Origin of the sequence: Exiguobacterium sp. s142 (genome assembly GCF_018618455.1) — a bacterium.
Classification (GTDB): Bacteria; Bacillota; Bacilli; order Exiguobacteriales; family Exiguobacteriaceae; genus Exiguobacterium; species Exiguobacterium aurantiacum_A.
On the sequence record NZ_JACSMB010000053.1, the window covers coordinates 1 to 359 of the forward strand.

Consider the following 359-nt stretch of genomic DNA (forward strand, 5'->3'; position numbering starts at 1 on the left):
CACACGAAAATCACGGGTGAAGCCGTTCCGGTCGGTCCGATGGGACTCATGGCTGAACGGGAGCCTTCTCCCGTCCGGGCACGTGAACGCGTCGGTCCCGTCATCATACGACCAGTTCGCGAGGTTGAACGGGTCCTCGCGCCATTTCTTCTTCTGTTCCTTCCGGTACATCGTATGCGGGATCAAAGGCAAGCGCCCCCGGCGCTCGAGAATGTCTGTATAGTTCTGCTGGCTCCCGTATCCGGCATCGGCGACGATGTAGGCGGGTAGGTCGAGGAACGTTTCAATCTCATCGAGGAACGGGATCAACGTCTTCATGTCGGTCGGGTTCGGATAGACGTCATAGGCAAGCGTGTACT

At 58.2% G+C, this 359-nt stretch carries 1 protein-coding gene; it reads right to left on the minus strand.

The window, feature by feature from the left end; translation table 11 throughout:
* Nucleotides 1-359, minus strand: a 359-nt coding sequence (locus KNP77_RS15850; RefSeq protein WP_214891763.1) for a transposase, incomplete at both ends; no start/stop codon positions are given.